Genomic DNA, 17,436 nt, shown 5'->3' with positions numbered 1-17,436 from the left:
TTTCTTAGCTTCTATACTGCACGTCTTTTTTTATCAATTACAACTGCTGTAGTACCAATTGCAATGGCTCCTAGAGCAATAACAATCATAAGAGTCATACCATCTCCACCAGTAAATGGAAGATCTGTTTTTTCTTTATTTTCTACATCAACAACTAATTCGGCAGCCGAATCCAGAGTAACAACAACTTCAACTGGGTTCTTTAATAATTCATAACCACTTGGTGATTTTGTTTCGACAATCCAGTAAGATTTTTTGATTTTGTCTTTTTCCCAGGTTGCTTCAGATGGAATAGAAGGATCTTGTTTCCCATCTCCATTACTATCTGTAAACCAATCAAGTTTAAGACCATCGAATTTTGCTACTCCATTTTCATCAGATGTAGTCGTCAAAAATGTAACACCATTTGGTAACGCTGGTGTTGCAGTGCCATCATCATTTAAAGTGTATGATTTGCCATCTGAAGCGAGATATTTTTTCGCATCTGCATTCTCTTTTGTTTCAGCAATATAGAACTCCGCACCTTTTAATTTCTTCGATGTATCTTCAGAAGATTTGCTGATTTTAAATCCACCATCAAAATATTCTGGTTCATCACTTGTTCCTGTAAAAGGTTTTTGCCCTGGAATCAAGTAGTTTACATCGTATTTATTTGAAATGGTTCCATTGAAGTCAGTTAATGCCTTCACTTTATAAACAACTTGAATCTTTTGATCTTTATCTGACTCAACCTTCTTCATTCCTTCTTGAGTTAAGCTGACAAGAACTTTTTTGGCAGAGTTCGCATCTGCTGTAACTTTTGCAGGGGCGGCTACTTCGGTACCGTTTAATGACACCTTGTACTCTTTACCATTTGTCAGTGTCGTCCATGTAGTCCCGTCTTCTCCCAAAACACGCACTTCAACATCTTCTAATGCCAATCGTGTATCAATATCATCGACTACTTCAAAATAATCTGCATACACTTCAGTTCCTGCAACAACATCTAAATTAGGTAAAGCATTTCCTTCTCTATCGAATCTGTTAATAATTGTCATATCTTCTGGTACTTTGTTATATAAGCCTTTTGGCAGTTTGGTTGTCGCTTCCCATTGGAAGGAATTCCCTGCTTGAATCGAGAACCCCTTTCCACCTTCTACTGTCTTGTCTAGCTCAGTATCGGTTACAATGTTTTTTGGATAAACATGAACATCGTAAATCAATTTACCTGTATCATCACGTTTAGTTTGTGGCAAGTGTACAAAGAATGGCGCCATTGGCGAGCTAACTTCTTTACGTTTTCCGTCGGCATCCGTATAGTAGTAGACTTCTTTGCCATCTACAATTTCAGGTACTTCTCTAACTAAGTAAATGCCGTCTGCAGCTTTTCCTGTTCCAACATCAAAGGTTAATTTACCTCCAGCATCTGTTTTACCTGTCAGCTTAGTAAAACTGGTATCTTCTTCCCAATCAGTTCCTTTTGTAGTTGTTAATGGATCTGTCAATGGTTTATTTGATAAAGGTTTCACTTTGATAATCTCAAATGGAACATCTTTCATTAATTTTTTCCCATTTAAGTCAGGAGCTTTACTTGGATCTGGATTTACACCATCTCCTCGTTCACCAAGTTCAGCAGTACTATTAATCTCATACTTCCAAATTGTGATAGAACGTTTAGATGTATTATCAGAAACTCCATTTGAGCTAATATTCTGCCCTTCTGCATGAGCTACCAGAATATCACCCACTGGCGCCATTACAGCCAAACTGGTAAATAGTGTTGTTGTTACAGCAACTCTTGCCAATAAATATTTTCTCTTTTTCATTTTTTTCATAACTCTTTCTCCTTTTACTAAATAATTCTTTGATTAACCCATAAATAACTTGTTGTTTCCTACAAAGAACTGAATGATTTTTTAATGGCAAACACTCCTTTCGAATTTGACTTCAGTTGCAACAATATAGCTACCATACATTCAAAAATAAAGTGAAATATGTTAAAATATTAGTACTGGTATACGAATATTTTCATCTGTTTTTAGACTTTATAATGCATAGACTTTAGTACGATGTAGTTGTTTCAACTGATTTTTTTTCTTGTTCCTGACACAAACAAGAAAAAGAAAAAAAATACTATTAAATACGCTTGGATTGCCACTCTTTGACGGTTGATGACGGCTTAAACTTTTTTCTAAAATAAAAAAGCTGTGACGCATACTGTGCTTTTGATTACTACAATAAATTTAAACGAATTAGCCATTGGGTTATGGAAAGGCAAAGAGCCTTTATTTTTTTGTTATGACTTTCGAATGAAATTAGATAAAAAGACGTTCCAAACTCAAATTATGAGTTTGAAACGTCTTTTATTTACAGTTTGAAGCTAACTCAGTTGAGTGACATTTTTTGTCCTTTCGAGAAAAAGTTAAGCTAAAAATTTTTCCATATTATCAATAGTTTGTATCCTTTGCTCCATCATCGAATCAGCATAGATATCTAATGTCATTTTTGCTGAAGCATGTCCTAATAAAGAACTAACGGAGGCAATATCGGCATTTGATTCTAAACAACGTGTAGCAAATGTATGTCTCAATTGATGAAAATGAATGTGTTGAAGCCCTACATTTCTTCTTATTTTATGAAAATGGTATGTAATTAGCCGTGGTTCACAAGGCTTATTTTTATTAGAAAAAACATATATAGTATCGTTTAAATTATATCTTCTTAATAACCATTGCTTTATATCCTTACTCATCGGAATTCTTCTAACAGATGTATGTGTTTTGCTTCTTGAATAAAGTAACTTTGTTTTGTTAATGGAGCCTTTTAACGGGATACGTTGCAGTGTATGTTCCACAATAATATAGTTTTCTTCAAAATTTATATCTTTCCATTTCAATGCTGATAGCTCTCCTATTCTTAAGCCTGTTCTTAATGAAATTAAAACAGCTAAACCATAGCTGTCTACTGTCTTATAAGCTTCTTTTTCCAATTTTTTTTGTTCTAACGTTGTTAAGGCCCTAATTTTTTTTCGCTTCTCTGAAGGTAGTTCAATAAACTCGCAAATATTCTCTGAAATAAACTTCTTTTTTACAGCATATGAGATTATATTATTTAGTATTCTAAAGACCACCTGAATAGAACTAGGTGAAAGGCCATTGCTTTCCCATGTTTTCACTACTCTTTCTAAATCTTCTGTACTCAGTTGATTAAGTTCAATATTACCTATTTATGGCAAAATATATTTTTTTATCTTGTGAGAATATCCGGCATAAGTTGATTGTTTTACTCGTTTCTCGATAGACATTAACCATTGATCGATCCACTCTTTTACTGAAATCGCCAATTCACCATGCAACTCTATGATTTTTTGGTATTTCAATTTGTAGGCATATAGTGAATCTCGAACTTCATGATAACTTTTACCGTAAACATAACCATAAATGATTTTTCCATTTTCTCGTCGTCCTTTTATATACCTTCCTTCCCATCTACCATCTTTTCTTTTATAGATATTCTCTCCGCGTTTTCCCATATCTAAACCTCCTATAGTTATTCCTGACGGTTTAAGCGACGGCTTTTATCAGGTAATGAAATCAATATGCTTATTAATTTTAGTTTTATTTAAAGTTATATTTTAACTCAAAAAAAATCAAATTTTATTCTAATAAAAAAACTGTTGACTGCAAAATGGTATTTGATTATAATCTTATTAGAATTATGAAACGCATGATAAAGTTTAGTTACTATTTTTCTTGTTTGTGTCAGGAACAAGAAATTTTTTTTGTTCTAATTAGATTAAATCTGTAGTAATAAACGTTTTCAAAGAAAAAGAAGAGAAAATATCTCTTCTTGGTCTGATAGCCATTCCGCGCTTGAATTAATTCCCCAAAATTAAGTTCCACGTTTATATAAACAGAATAATCCGTAATTCCATCATTTTCTCTCTCCTAAGTAAGGTAGTTCAGCATTTTAAATGGGTTAACACATCTAGTCTCTCTTTGTATATCGATTACTAACCACAGTAAAAAAATTCTTCTTTATATCTAGAGTTGTTGGAAAAAGATATGGCTCTCCCAATGAACAAAAAATACTGGCACTTAAATGTTCCATGTCTGATAGCGCTATTGTTGTTTTTCCTTTTTTATAAATTGATTTTGAATTTCTTTATTCACTCACAATTCTACTAACAAAAAAGGACGTCCAAAACATATATACATCTTCTTAACTACTAAACATAGATTCTGAAGAGCTCTAAGATTATTGTGATGTACAAGTTTTGAATTCATTTAAATCCTGGTACATTATTTTACGATATAAAAAATCTATCAATTCGTGTTTTTTGGTCGTAAGAAATACTCTTCTTTTTGTATCTGCTCTCCTTTAACGAAAATTTTTTTGAAAGTAGCTTAATTTATACTTTGTTTATTCATTGATGAATGTACGTATAAAAAACTTATTTGAAACACTCACTTTCCTATTTAATATTATCCAAAAATATTCATCTTCATAATCACAATTTGATATTTATAATTTATGTTTTTGATGGTAATTCTGATTGTTTTACATTATGAACTGTTTTATTTAAAATATTTTTAACAGTAGTTTTTTAATAAAAAAACTTTGATTTTGTAATCATTTGGAGAGGGCTCATGAGAACAGGAAACGTACATTTTGGTTTTATTTCTGCTGATGAACAGTTAGAAATACGGATCATAAACTATTTAGATCAATGTCCTCGGTTTGTTACAGTTAGTGAATTATCACGTGAATTTAACATTACACAAACTAAAATCCGAACGATTCTAAAGAGATTAGAAGACCGTATTTATAAATTCAATCACCCAAATTTAACTTATACCTTATCAAAGAAAAAGGGTGTTAGTTTCAGCACTCCTGAAAAAGGAGATTTGAAAGAGCTCAGTGCTTATATAATAAGACAAAGCCCATTAGTACAACTTTTCTCATCTATTTTTTTTGAAACCTTTATTAGTGTTGCTAGATATTCTCAGAGGCATTTTCTTAGCGAAGCGACTGTTCGTCGGTATTTAAACAAGATTCGAGAAATTTTGAGAAATTATGATTTAACTATTGCTAAAAGTAGTTTTGAAATCGCTGGGTCCGAAAATCAAATTCGTTTTTTTTTATTTATATTCTTTTGGCGGATTTATCGTGGTGTCGTTTGGCCTTTTCTTACAGTTTCTGAACAATCTATTCATGGGTCTGTTAAAATCTTAATTGAAAAAAACATCATCAAACAGTTAGTCCCTATAGAAGAACGGCGAGTAATGTATTATATCGCTATTTTGCGTATTCGCTTAAGAAATAAACACTTTATTTCTATGGAGAATCAGCAGTTAGAACAAAGTTTTCATGAGACATACTTCACCTCATATTTCTCACTTTTAACTAAAACTAATTTTTCAAATAAAGAAGAAGCTCACTTTTCCTTTAAGTTTTTTTTAGGTTTAGATTGGTTAAAACCATTGAGACAACAATATTTTTATGAATCTAAATATGAGAGTGTTACCTATAAATCTACACAAACTTTTTTTAAATATTTTGAAGAGGATTTTTTTATCATCCCCTCTGATAAAAAATTGGAGCTTGAACTTTTTATTTTCCGGACCCACACTCTCGCACGAATGTTTACTAAGTTTGATATGGATGAGAATGGACTGTTTTACGATGATATTCTTTCTATTTATTATCCAAATTTGAAAAAGCGATTAGAGACTTTTATTCGAAAACTGCAGAACTCTAAAGATGTATTATTTTTAGAAATGAAATTTCTGATTATTCATTATGCTGAACTCGTTTTAGTTATTGACAAACAGACTTGCTTTGAAAAGGAAATCTTATTAACTTTTGATTCAACTTTACCTAAATATTTACAAATTAACCAAATCAATAGAATCCAGTCATATTTTGAAAGCTTTTTCAACTTAATAATTATTCCTATTGATTCGATCTCAAATCCCGAAAAGATTGATTTTGTTTTAACATCTATAGCTCTTACTGACTATTCAAAACTTTTTCCAAATGCTCAAATATTGATACTGAATCGTATGATTCTTCTAAACGACTTCCAAACAGTTGAAAATGCTCTTTTAAAATTTCTTGCTCATACACCGAATTCGTAATCTATCAATTATTTGATTAATTACTTAAAAAGCAGCACAAATTCGTTATACTTACGAATTTGTGCTGCTTTTCGATCTCTTAAACTAATTATCTTACATTTCTTTCTCTGAAAAACATCTATTTAGCTACAAACCTTATGCTTGTTTTGTTCACATCACCTTTTCAGGCAAGCCCAAACATTCACTGTTCAAGCTTCATATATTTTTTATATAGCGACAAAGGAATTCAGCATCTCATCAACAACTTCGCTGTTTCTCTCAAAGAATGAAGGAAGACCAATCATGTTAATAACAACATAATCTGTCTCGGTCTCTACTATATAGAAACGAACCTTTCCATTCATCCCTTCAGAGTTTCCAGTTAAGTCGTATAGCACACCTTTATAATGCGTCGTTTGGTACGGTTCTTCATTGACGGTCTCTTCATTTATTTGAAAATCTTCTGTTGAAGTAATTTGTTCTCGTATCTTATTTTTAAATGTATCAAAGCCATCAACATCGGTCTTCTTTAATCCATAGATCATCAAGCCATCTGAAGTCTCTTCGTTACTCGCGCTAAAGGAAAACTCTTCGTCTTGAAGAACTTCCCAATTATCTAGAATTTTTACTTTATAATTTGTTCCTTCAATTTGAAAATCGACATCCTTTAAGACAAGCTTCTTTTCCGAAGAGGAAGTTTCTACTGAAGAAGATACCTCTGTCTGTTTTTCTGAACTATCCGTTTCATTTGTTCCACCAGAGTCGCAAGCTGCTAGTACGCCAAGCAGCAATGTTAAAATAAATAATTTTTTCATTCGTATACTCTCCAAGCCTTCGATTTTTTATATAGGATCTTCCTCGCTAGGAATCGCATTTGTATCTTCTTGTGTAATCATAATATTCCCTAATTCTGTTAGATCAGGTCTTAGATAGATAACTTGGATTTTGGCATCAGGAATCATTCCGTTTACAGAATCCATGATGGGCTTCATTTGTTCTACCATCACTGGTTTTAATGCTGCAGCATCCATGATTAATCCGTCATCCTCTGCGAATGTAAATTTATAGATGATCGTATGATCATCTCCAGCAAGAATTTCTATATTCGAATACACACCACTAAACTGCTCCTTCATCATAGGAAGCTGTGTTTGGGCAGCTCTGATCATATAATCAAATATACTGGAGTTTGAATTCGCTCCTTCAGGACTGACAGACTCCTCTGCGAAAGTTATTTCAGATGAAGCGGTAGTGGATGATGATTCTGACTTTTGTTCTGTGGATGATTCTTTGTTGGTAGCGTTTTTTGCGTTTGTGCCACTCTCGTTAGCAGAACACGCTGCTAAATTCGTAAGCGCTACCCCTATAACCAACATTTTTACAATCTTTTTCATAATAAACCCTCCCATTATTTTTATTAGCTAAAGCAGTAACCCTTCCTATGCCTTTAAGCTAATACAACCCTGAATCATGATATTTTTAACTAATCCTCAGTAAATCCTGATAGCTGTTTTATAAAAATTATTCCCTACTATTAAAATAGCATATGTCATAATTAAAATGAATAAAATTTTAGAATAAATACTAATAAAAAACATTATCACCCGGAATAAATAGTTTTAATAAAAATATTTTTAGTTTTTACCCAAAAAAATAATTTCTTTAAATATAATAAATAAAAGAACGTTTTTCTTGATTTCTTTATACGGTTCTTGATAATACTTGCTCTAAAACGTTGTTTAATTTTTATCATCTGCTTGTTTTTATTAAGTTTTTAAACAAAAATACACAACATCCTCGTTATTTTATTCAGCTTTCGTTGGTTGCGAAGAGAACGGTCTTTCGCTATACTATTTCTTGTGTCATAGAGGTTCCGTGGTGTAGGGGTTAACATGCCTGCCTGTCACGCAGGAGATCGCGGGTTCAAATCCCGTCGGAACCGTTGATCCTAATGGAGGATTACCCAAGTCCGGCTGAAGGGAACGGTCTTGAAAACCGTCAGGCGGGTAACACCGTGCAAGGGTTCGAATCCCTTATCCTCCTTCTTTTGGGGAAGTACTCAAGTGGCTGAAGAGGCGCCCCTGCTAAGGGTGTAGGTCGGGAAACCGGCGCGAGGGTTCAAATCCCTCCTTCTCCGTACAAAAAAACTGCTGAAACTTAGTTAAAGTTTCAGCAGTTTTTATTTATTCTAGGTCTTATCGATTCGCTGAGCGTGCCATGCGAACAAACGTATGACGTCTGCCGCGAATAGCTACAGAAGCTTCGAAAATTGTGGTAGGTACAGCCATCCCGGAGACTCCGGCATCACCTAACTCAAAGACATCTGCTCCGGCTCGCTTAGCCGCAAGCGCCATTTGTTGGATGGTGTCCTTATCCGTACCTTCTTGTGAGGTTCCAACTGTACAAGAAACTAACGCTCCCTTTGCTCTTACTTCCGAAATGATTTTTGAAAGTCTTGCTTCAGTAACTCCGGCAACTGCACCAGGACATGGCAGTACAAGCAAGTCCACGCCTGCTTCAACATAGCTCAATAGATCATCTAATGACATATCCATTCCATGACTGTATACCGGATTCAGCATCAATAGCCCTTGATAGTCTTCTCTTGTTAATCGAATATCAGAGATGATCCGTTCAGGTGTTGCTTCCGGCTTCACGTAAGCCGTTAAGGAAAGAAAGTCTGGGCCTTTCGAGAGCGCTTCTTGAATGGCCGCTTTATTTACTTGTTTGAAGGTCGGGATGCCATCTGCGATTTCTAAGTTTAGTCCTATTCCTGTCCCTGTTAGTTCTCTCAACTGGGATAAATGGTCAATCTCGCCGATACCACTGATGGTCATTTTTTGAACATCGATTGCCTTCAGTAACAATAAATCTGCGCCAAAGGCAGCCGCCATCTCCCCATTTGTCACTTCAGGATATAACGGCGTCGTTTCTGCCGCGATATCTGTTAAGATGACTCTTCCTTCTGAGGCTTTAATGGCTTCCTTTAATTCCAAGGGGGTCGCGTCTTTTCCATAATCTGAAGCGGTACAGGCTAGAATTCGTTTCATACTAACGCCTCCATTGTGTAAACACTTGGGCTGGATTGATGGAACCCTGCTTCCAAGATCTGGATATTCGTTAATGCTTCTTCTTGTGATACTAATGGCTCCGCACCATTTTTTAACGTTTCGTAGACAGCGTCATAATAGCGTCCGTAATCGCCTACTGGTGTTTTTATTTGTTTTTCGATCCAATCGCCATTGGCATTTTTATAACGTGCGATTCCGTAGTACATGACAGAATCTTCGCCAAATCCTGGTGATCCCGGCATTATTCCAGCTTTTAAATCATTCTCCTGCTGGTCTTCTCCATATTTTACAAAGGAGCCGTTTTCTCCATGAAGAATAAATCGCGGATAACTGCTAGCTACGACATGATTGGTTTTTACTTTTACTTTAAATGTATGTCCGTAGTGCAGATCGACATCAAAGTAATTATCAACCCCTGATTCTACTTCATTGTTCCGAATATCATAGGCAACCTTATCTGGACGGCCAAAGAGTGCGATCATACGATCCATCAGATGAATGCCTAATCCGTAAAAAGAACCGTTTTCTTTTACCCCAGGCTCAGTAATAATTCCTGGTCTGTAATAATCAATATGCGTCTCTACTTCATTCAACTGACCTAAAAAGCCTTGTTCGACTACTTGCTTCACTGCTAAGTAATCCCCATCGAACCGGCGATTTTGATAAGGCATAACTAATACGCCTCGCTCTTTGCCAAGTTCAAAAAGTTCTTTGGCATGCTCCAAGGTATCACAAAAAGGTTTCTCGACAATGACAGATTTCCCAGCTTGAATAACCTTCTTCGCCAATTCATAATGCGTGTGCGCAGGAGTACAGATTGTTATTAATTCGATCTCTGAGTCCGTCAACAACTCGTCAATCTCTGTAGTAAATTCAACACCCTTTTCCCGATACGGCGCAGCCAATGCTTCGTTAATGTTTAGATCAAAAATCTTCTTCACCCGCAGGTTCTCTCTAATAGTGATATACGGCAAATGATACCGATTGGCACTCTTTCCAAATCCAATGAAACCCATAGTAACTGTCATGATCTTCTTCCTTCCAAATCCATCCTGATTGTTTTTTCTATTCGCCTTGCTTCTCACGATTTTCTCGGATTAGCATCAAGGCTTCTTTTAAAATTTTGTTCGCATTTAGTCGGCCAAAATCCTCTGCATTGATTGCTTGAACAGGAATTCTCGTTCCTAAACGCTCCGCGATCGTATCTCGCATAAACGCGATTTGCGGACCTAATAGGACAATATCCGCCTCTTTACTTTCGGTATCTACCTTGGGTTCAGAAACAGCCCAAATTTTTACTTTTAATCCATTCGTATCCGCGACTTCCTGCATCTTCTTGACCAAAAATGAGGTGGACATTCCTTCGTTACAGCATAATAAAATATTTACCATGATCGTTCCTCCTTAAAGTATTTTTCCATTGCTTTGAATCACCTGTTTGTACCAATAATAAGAATCTTTCGGGATTCTCTGAAGGCTTCCTTCCATTGATTCATCCTGATCCACATAGACGAAGCCATATCGTTTTTGGTACCCATTTAACCAACTCAACAAGTCTGTGTAACTCCATGTGTGGTACCCGATTACTTCGACGCCATCGGAGATCGCTTCTTGAATCGCCTGTACATGCTGTCTTAAATAGTCGATCCGATAAGAATCATGGATCTCGCCATCTTCTAATTTATCGTATTCCCCTAAGCCGTTTTCTGTAATCAAAATAGGCAGCCGATAGCGACTATTCATTCTCCGCAGAGCAATTCTTAGGCCTATCGGATCAATCGTCCAATCCCAATTCGTCGTTTCAACAAACGGATTATTGACGGTCTTTTGAACCCCTGGAACACCACTTTCAACAGCAGTTCCCTTTTTCCCCGTGGTGTTCATCTGATAGTGATCCCCATTGGCGATCCCATCTAATGGGTTCCAGGCATTTGTCGCTGATTGATAATAGTTCAGTCCTAAAAAGTCTGGCTTCGCAGAACGCAGCAGCGCCATCTCTCCCGGTCGGATATCAATGGTAATCCCTTGCTCCTTTAAGTACCGTAGTACCACACTTGGATACTCGCCATATACATACACATCCATCCAGAAATTTGCCAATAGCTCTTCAGCATTCTCAGCGGCTAAAATATTCTTCGGATCACTATCGATGGCATACTGTGGCGTATAAGCAAAGGACGGACCAATCTTGCCGGACATCGCCATTTCTTTAAACTTTTGGATCACTTTCGCATTTGCTAGATTGGCGATGTGATTGACGTTATAGAAAAGCTGCGGATCTTTTTTACCTGGCGGGTGTGTTGCAATCTGCCAGCCTTGATGAGTGAAAACATTTTGCTCGTTCAATGACACCCAATAATTTACCTTGTCTCTAAAGGTGTGAAAGAGAATCTCTGCGTAGTTGACAAAATCATCAATGATCTTTCTATTTTCCCAACCGCCATATTCTTCTTGCAATGCTAACGGCAGATCCCAATGATAAAGGGTCAAAACGGGCTCGATCCCATTCGCAAGCAGTTCTTCTACCAGATCAATATAAAACTGCAAGCCTTTTTTATTTACTTCACCCCGGCCCTGGGGAAGAATACGTGTCCAGGCTACTGAAAATCTATACGCCTTCAAGCCTTGCTCCTTCATCAGTTGGATATCTTCTTTCCAGCGATGATAATGGTCTACCGCCACGGCTCCATTCGTTCCTTTATACGTTTTGCCTGGTATCGTTACAAACTCATCCCAAACGGATTTTCCTTTTCCATCCTCGTTCCACGCACCTTCAATCTGATACGCCGCTGAGGCAGATCCCCATAAAAAATCGCTGGGGAAGGCTCTTAATTGCAAATGCTCCATATCCGTTCCTCCCAAAAAATAGATAACTCACTTTATATTCTTCTCTTACTATTGCGTGATTCTCTGTTAAACACCTTTACATAACTCTACTGATTCGTTACATAAAATCGGTGAAGTCTGAAAATTCATCCGATGCTTCTACTGATGCAGCGGAGGTTGCTGTTGCCGTTCGCTGCTCTGTGTTTGACTCACTACTGACACTTGGCGTCTCAGTCACAGGCTCTTCTACTTCAACACCCATGCTGTTTTCATACGCTCGTAAGAATGGGAAGTAGATCATCACCATCATTACGATCAACAACACCTGTAGGATGACGTTTCTAAAGTCTCCGCCGCTCGCCACCCAAGCATTAATCACTGGCGGCATCGACCACGGCACGTAGACGACAATCTTGGAAACAAGTCCTGCCCAAGTCGCGAAGTAAGCAATCGTGAATGAAATCAATGGGCCTAAAATGAATGGAATCATAATCAGTGGATTAAACACGACAGGAAATCCATAGATTACCGGTTCATTGATGTTAAAGAGCCCTAATGGTCCTGTCATTCCAGCAAATTGGCGGTTCACTTTCTTCCGACTAAAAATGAAGATCGCGATAATTAATGCGATGGTCGATCCAGTTCCGCCGATATGTCCATAAAGATCACGAAACGGAAGAACAATAATATTCGGAATTTCCTGATGATTCGCAAATGCCGCCGTATTTTGGTTCATCGCTACTAACAAAGGGGGTTCCAAGATAGGATTTACGATTCCACTTGGATGGATCCCCAATGCAAAGAGCAAGTTAGTAAAGAAACACAGGATAATGAAGCCTGGCAAACTAGTCGTCAAATGAATCAATGGCGCTTGAATAATTTTGTTGATAAGTTCATGAATTTCCATGTTCGTCAATTGGTGAATACCAAATGAAAGTAACGCAAAGATCAATAATGTGATCATGATTGACGCCATTGCTTCAAAACTTTGCGATACAGCTGGCGGAATTCCGTTTCCGCTGAATTTTAATTTCAACTTGTCACTCTGTGAAATTCTGACAAAAAGCTCAGTGGATAAGATCGCAGCGAATATCGCTACAAAAATTCCCGCCGTTCCTAAATATGAAAATGGTGCGACCCCGCTGATTTCGACTGCCTTCTCTGCCCCGTTTGGTACCACTGAATTAGATAGCGGTAAGAAAATCATGATTACGGCAATCGTCACTAATGAACTGAAAATTGGATTGTCCTCGCCACGATTCTTCGCTAGGCTGTTGGCAATCAATGCACCAATCATGAGGGAGTAGCAATTCAATGTCCCATTAATAATCTTGTTCCCTAATTCTTGCCACGTTGTCAAAGTCTCTGCCGAAACAAAACCGGCGATCCAGCCAGTATCCGGTGCAATAATGATGTTATTGATCAGAATCATGATCCCTGCCAGTACTAAAAACGGCACAGTAGAAACAAATCCGTCACGCAATGCTCGAAAATAAATCATTGAGGCCATTTTTCTCGCAAAGTTGTTGATTCCCTGTAACACCTTATTTTCCTTCTTCATTCATTACGCCCCCTTTTCATCGTGAAGCTCGTACATTTTTTGATACATCTCAACCATTTTTCCTGCCATATCATGCAGCAAGCTCGTAGTCATCAATTGATCCTCTGCATGTACCAACAGCAGCCCCAATTCCACCTTCTCGCCACCGGCTTCTTTTTGAATCATTTCGAAATGAGCATTATGAGCACTAACAAACTTTTCCTTTGCGGCAGTCAATTGTTCCTTTGCTTCATCAAATTTCCCTTCATTCGCTAACCCAATTGCTGACATAATCAATGATTTTGCTTCCCCAACAGCCGCAATAATCCTAAACGAAATTTCCTCCATACCTTCCATAACTCTCTTCCTTTCCAGTCATTCTTTAAAATAAAAAATAAGTCCTTAATCGTCATCCCTGTTATCCGGTCTCTCCACCTCCAACTACCTACCAATTCCAGAAAGCGCATTCTTCGATTAAAACTATATAGTTTTGCAAATGATATGTCAATAGTTTTTTTGCTAAAAAAATCAAATCGTTGATATATAAACAATTTAACCATATTTATATCTATATAGTTTAAATATTTTGAATTCGTGTTATACTAATCTTGCAGAACGTTTACAAGGAGAAAAAGAATGTCTACAACAGTCAAAAAATATACCGAGATTTATCAGCAAATTAAGCAAGATATCGAATCTGGTGTCTATAAGGTCAACGAAAAATTGCCGCAAGGCCGGCTTTTAGCTCAAAAATATCAAGTAAGTGAATTAACGATCACAAAAGCGCTCAATGTCCTCGTGCGTGAAGGCTATGTCGTGCGACGAAGAGGATCTGGAAGTTTTGTTAAAGATTTCCAAAATGGAAATGTAACGAAGTTTTCTCCATTAACAGGCAGCTTTTCTGTTTATGACGGCAAAGTAGAATCCGTAATTATTGGGTTTTCGACAGAGATTCCAGATAAAGCGTTAGCCGAAAAACTCAGTATCAGTGAAGAAACACTTGTTTATAAAATCATTCGTATGCGAAAAATCGAAGGCGTTCCGTCGATTATTGAATATACTTGGATGCCTACCAATGTGATTACAGGCTTAACTATGAAGGAATTGGAGACGTCGATTTATAAATATATTTCCGACACATTAAAGTTGAAGGTCAAAAGTGCTCACGTTCACATCGCTGGGATTCGACCTTCGATCCTTGAAAAAAGTTATTTAAATCTAACTGACAATGACTTTTTGATGAGTGTCGAACAGGTGGCTTATCTAGATGATGGTCGTATCTTCGAATTTTCGATCGCCAATCACATACCTAGTGAGTTTAATTTCGAAACAGTCCTGATCGCTGATTGATTTTTGGTTAAAATCATCTTCAACAACAAAAAAACTGCTAAAACCTTTAGGGATTTTCAGCAGTTTTTTTGTCCTCTATAAATCGACTTATGTTTAATGTTTTAGTTATTCAGAACCGTGTTCTTTGACTTTTACTTGTAGGAATATATGCATAGGAGTAAACTAGTATAAAAAGGAGATCGCAGATGAATTATTTGTTTGGTGTTATTTTCTTGTTGCTTAGCATTTGGCAATTGGCAATGACGAAGCGCTCATTCTCGAGTCTAAAGAAAGATGGTAATGAGAACACTTCCCCCTTCATCCTATTGGGATTATGGTTTAGCTTTATTATCGGGATAGTCTTTCTTTTAGCCGCTGGTTATTGTATGTTTCGTTTGTAGTTTATTTTAATAATGAAAGACGGCCGATTTTAGTTACGATTACTCATACGATTGGAGAACAGGATGCAAAAAACAGATATCCATACTTTATATTCGAATTACTCTACATTGGAAAAAGAGAAACTCGTTGAGCTGCAGGAATTGATTCATGAAGTTGCTAGAGAGGCGAATGTAGAAATAAATGAAGGCCTTAAGTGGGGACAGCTTTCTTTTGCCTCTCCAAAAGGAACACCCATTCGAATTGATAAATATTCTGATACTCAGATTGGGTTCTTCGTACATTGTCAAACCACTTTGGTTGAAACATGGCGTTCATTATTCGCTGACACCTTGTGCTTCTCAAAAAATCGGGCGATTCTTCTTGAACTCAATGCGCCCTTGCCTAAAGAAGCGCTAAAGATTTGTATTGATCATGCATTGAATTATCATTCGAAATAAAGTGAAAATGTATCATACAGTTTTTTTCTACTAAACAAAAAATACCATGAACACAGGCTGCGTTCATGGCATTTTTACTATTATTTATTCGCGCGTTTTTGGTAAGTTCCTTCTGCTGTATTGATTTCTAGCATTTCGCCTTCTTCAATAAAGTCTGGAACGTTTACGACTAAGCCAGTTTCCATTGTTGCTGGTTTTCCTGAACCAGTAACAGTCGCGCCTTTGATTGATGGTTGTGTTTCTACAACTTTCAAGACAACGGTTGTCGGTGGCGTTAATCCGATCACTTCGTCTCCGTAAAATTGGATTTTTACTTCCATGTTTTCAAGGATGTATTTCATTTCTGATTCGATCGTTGAAACTGGAATTTCATATTGTTCATACGTTTCAAGATCCATAAAGATTGCGACATCATCTTGGCTGTATAAGTATTGAACAGCCTTTGTTTCCATCATCGCTTTTTCAAATTTTTCTTCAGGACGGAAAGTGGTATCATACGTTGAACCTGTACGCACATCGCGTAATTTCATTCGCATAACCGTATTTCCTTTACCTGGTTTGTGGTGGCTGGCTTCCAATACTTTGATCAATTTTCCGTCTTGAATGAAAGTCATACCTGCACGTAAATCACTTGCTGAAATCATTAATAAGCACTCCTATTCTTATTTTATATGCTCGAATGCTTCGATAGGAACATTCGATGGATCGTCCTTTTTCTACGATTCTACGATAAAATGAACCTTTATTATTGTAGCAAATAACCCCAACACTTACTAGGGAAAATTATCTATCTGTTCGGATTCTCAGATTAGGCCTCTATTTTGCTTCCTGGACTCGGAAGAATTTTACTTTTGGCAAATGATTCAAGGTCATTTCCAGTGACGGCCCCATTAACAATAAGACAATCAATGTACCGAACCCGATGTGCCCTCCTAGTAAAAAGCCTGTCAAAAAGAAGAGAGCATCTAATACGATTCGTGCGACTTTCACCGAACTATTCATTACACGCTTCAACAAAATCATCAACGATTCATACGCAGCCGAGCCTGCATCAGCTAATAAATAAATTCCGGTTCCGATACCAAAAACAATTGACCCTGCAATAATTGATACATATCCCGTCCCATCGGGAATCGTGTGCAAAATTCCCATCCAGTCCAGGATATTCAGGCAAAATCCCAGACCAAAGCTGTTGATCAGACTGCCAATCCCAATCATTTTACGATCATAGAAAAAGATGATGACAAGGATGATCCCATTAAAGAGCATACTCACTGTGCCGAATTGCAAAGACACATGCTGCAAAATTCCTAAAACTAACGTACTAATTGCATCGGCACCTAGCCCGCTGACAACAATCAAGCGAACCCCAACTGCGGCAATAAAGGTTCCCATGATGGCAAAAAATAATTGCTTTGCTAAATTTGGTTTGATGATTCCATACCTCACTTTCTTTAGTTAAGAACGTTCAATTTTTCACTTAGGTAAACTGTTTTACTTAAAAGGCTTTCATAAAAGAATAACTTTAAAAATGTGACTGACAGCTAACTCGGGGAGGAAATCATTTTCGTACGCATATCACCACGCTAAACCGAACCAGCTAAGATACTCATATCAGCAGTTAAAGCATTCTCACATTAATAAACTGCGAAAAGCGTGACTGACGGCTAACCCCGGTGATGGAAATCATTTTACCAAATACGTGTAAAATGATCCTATTTTCGTACGCATAC

15 protein-coding genes, 3 tRNA genes and 1 pseudogene are annotated in these 17,436 nt (G+C 37.0%); 7 read left to right on the top strand and 12 right to left on the bottom strand.

What is annotated here, in order from left to right; all coding sequences use genetic code 11:
• Positions 1-11: 11 nt before the first annotated feature.
• Positions 12-1,814 carry a SpaH/EbpB family LPXTG-anchored major pilin gene (locus tag J9537_RS04240; protein WP_245001287.1) on the bottom strand — a complete coding sequence of 601 codons (1,803 nt, stop codon included), beginning with the start codon at positions 1,812-1,814 and terminating at the stop codon, positions 12-14.
• A gap of 587 nt (positions 1,815-2,401) precedes the next feature.
• Positions 2,402-3,511, bottom strand: a pseudogene (locus tag J9537_RS04235) (tyrosine-type recombinase/integrase).
• A gap of 1,117 nt (positions 3,512-4,628) precedes the next feature.
• On the opposite strand from J9537_RS04235, the gene J9537_RS04230 reads away from it, so the two are divergent.
• The gene (locus tag J9537_RS04230) at positions 4,629-6,119 is read left to right on the top strand and encodes an AcpB/EbpR/MafR family transcriptional regulator (protein ID WP_218256830.1); all 1,491 of its coding nucleotides are present in this window, start codon (positions 4,629-4,631) and stop codon (positions 6,117-6,119) included.
• Between the two features lie 206 nt (positions 6,120-6,325).
• Here the strand turns inward: J9537_RS04230 and J9537_RS04225 are convergent, their stop codons facing one another.
• Together J9537_RS04225 and J9537_RS04220 are read right to left on the bottom strand one after the other, a co-directional pair.
• The gene (locus J9537_RS04225; protein ID WP_218256829.1) at positions 6,326-6,913 is read right to left on the bottom strand and encodes a hypothetical protein; all 588 of its coding nucleotides are present in this window, start codon (positions 6,911-6,913) and stop codon (positions 6,326-6,328) included.
• 27 nt (positions 6,914-6,940) lie between these two features.
• Positions 6,941-7,492 (bottom strand): DUF4854 domain-containing protein, encoded by a 552-nt coding sequence (locus tag J9537_RS04220; protein WP_218256828.1) that lies wholly within the window; start codon positions 7,490-7,492, stop codon positions 6,941-6,943.
• Positions 7,493-7,967: 475 nt separating this feature from the next.
• Here J9537_RS04220 and J9537_RS04215 point away from each other — a divergent pair.
• From J9537_RS04215 to J9537_RS04205, 3 genes are all read left to right on the top strand, one after another.
• Positions 7,968-8,040 (top strand) — tRNA-Asp (locus tag J9537_RS04215).
• 11 nt (positions 8,041-8,051) lie between these two features.
• A tRNA-Ser gene (locus J9537_RS04210) sits at positions 8,052-8,141 on the top strand.
• A 6-nt stretch (positions 8,142-8,147) separates the two neighbouring features.
• Positions 8,148-8,235: transfer RNA gene (locus J9537_RS04205), tRNA-Ser, on the top strand.
• A 58-nt stretch (positions 8,236-8,293) separates the two neighbouring features.
• Here the strand turns inward: J9537_RS04205 and J9537_RS04200 are convergent.
• From J9537_RS04200 to J9537_RS04175, 6 genes are all read right to left on the bottom strand, one after another.
• Positions 8,294-9,148: a DUF7916 family protein gene (locus J9537_RS04200; RefSeq protein ID WP_218256827.1), complete on the bottom strand. Its 855-nt coding sequence runs from the start codon at positions 9,146-9,148 to the stop codon at positions 8,294-8,296.
• On the bottom strand, positions 9,145-10,197 hold the full coding sequence (locus J9537_RS04195) for an oxidoreductase (protein ID WP_218256826.1): 1,053 nt from the start codon (positions 10,195-10,197) through the stop codon (positions 9,145-9,147). Before J9537_RS04195 ends, J9537_RS04200 begins: the two co-directional genes overlap by 4 nt.
• A 37-nt stretch (positions 10,198-10,234) precedes the next feature.
• On the bottom strand, positions 10,235-10,561 hold the full coding sequence (locus tag J9537_RS04190) for a PTS sugar transporter subunit IIB (RefSeq protein ID WP_010746631.1): 327 nt from the start codon (positions 10,559-10,561) through the stop codon (positions 10,235-10,237).
• Positions 10,562-10,573: 12 nt separating this feature from the next.
• Entirely contained in the window at positions 10,574-12,016 is a 1,443-nt protein-coding gene (locus tag J9537_RS04185; RefSeq protein WP_218256825.1) for a glycoside hydrolase family 1 protein, read from the bottom strand.
• A 97-nt stretch (positions 12,017-12,113) separates the two neighbouring features.
• On the bottom strand, positions 12,114-13,556 hold the full coding sequence (locus J9537_RS04180) for a PTS sugar transporter subunit IIC (protein WP_218256824.1): 1,443 nt from the start codon (positions 13,554-13,556) through the stop codon (positions 12,114-12,116).
• A 3-nt stretch (positions 13,557-13,559) separates the two neighbouring features.
• Positions 13,560-13,892 (bottom strand): PTS lactose/cellobiose transporter subunit IIA, encoded by a 333-nt coding sequence (locus J9537_RS04175; protein WP_010746634.1) that lies wholly within the window; start codon positions 13,890-13,892, stop codon positions 13,560-13,562.
• Between the two features lie 279 nt (positions 13,893-14,171).
• Here J9537_RS04175 and J9537_RS04170 point away from each other — a divergent pair, with 279 nt between their 5' ends.
• From J9537_RS04170 to J9537_RS04160, 3 genes are all read left to right on the top strand, one after another.
• Positions 14,172-14,885, top strand: a complete 714-nt coding sequence (locus J9537_RS04170) for a GntR family transcriptional regulator (protein WP_010746635.1) — start codon at positions 14,172-14,174, stop codon at positions 14,883-14,885.
• A 185-nt stretch (positions 14,886-15,070) separates the two neighbouring features.
• The gene (locus J9537_RS04165) at positions 15,071-15,265 is read left to right on the top strand and encodes a hypothetical protein (protein WP_218256823.1); all 195 of its coding nucleotides are present in this window, start codon (positions 15,071-15,073) and stop codon (positions 15,263-15,265) included.
• Positions 15,266-15,328: 63 nt separating this feature from the next.
• Positions 15,329-15,703, top strand: coding sequence for a DUF1801 domain-containing protein (locus J9537_RS04160; protein WP_218256822.1), 375 nt, complete (start codon positions 15,329-15,331; stop codon positions 15,701-15,703).
• An 80-nt stretch (positions 15,704-15,783) separates the two neighbouring features.
• Here J9537_RS04160 and efp read toward each other — a convergent pair whose 3' ends face one another.
• Together efp and J9537_RS04150 are read right to left on the bottom strand one after the other, a co-directional pair.
• Entirely contained in the window at positions 15,784-16,347 is a 564-nt protein-coding gene (gene efp / locus J9537_RS04155; protein WP_010746638.1) for an elongation factor P, read from the bottom strand.
• 172 nt (positions 16,348-16,519) lie between these two features.
• Complete coding sequence (locus tag J9537_RS04150; RefSeq protein ID WP_218256821.1) at positions 16,520-17,152, bottom strand: YczE/YyaS/YitT family protein; 633 nt, start codon at positions 17,150-17,152, stop codon at positions 16,520-16,522.
• Between the last annotated feature and the right edge of the window lie 284 nt (positions 17,153-17,436).

It is taken from the genome of Enterococcus raffinosus, from assembly GCF_019175485.1.
In the GTDB taxonomy this organism is placed as follows: domain Bacteria; phylum Bacillota; class Bacilli; order Lactobacillales; family Enterococcaceae; genus Enterococcus_A; species Enterococcus_A raffinosus.
The sequence above is the reverse complement of the archived record's forward strand: the minus strand, read 5'-3'. Positions and strand labels throughout refer to the sequence as shown.